We start from the raw sequence: 344 nt of genomic DNA on the forward strand, positions 1-344 counted from the left end.
CGAGACACATACTCATTGCTCACTCTTCTTTCTGTCCCGATTCTCCTACTATCGAGACTCATTTTCACTACCTGCTCTTCTTTCTGTCCCGATTCGGCCACTATCGAGACTCATACTCATTGCTCACTCTTCTTTCTGTCCCGATTCTCCTGCTATCGAGACTCATTTTCACTGCCAGCTCTTTTTTCTGTCCCGATTCTGCTACTATCGAGACTCATTTTCACTGCTCACTTTTTTTCTGTCCCGATTCTCCTACTTTCGAGACTCATTTTCACTACCAGCTCTTTTTTCTGTCCCGATTCGGCCACTATCCAGACTCATTTTGGCTGCCAGCTCTTTTTTCT

Source organism: Metabacillus sp. YM-086 (genome assembly GCF_048059995.1).
GTDB lineage: Bacteria > Bacillota > Bacilli > Bacillales > Bacillaceae > Metabacillus > Metabacillus litoralis_B.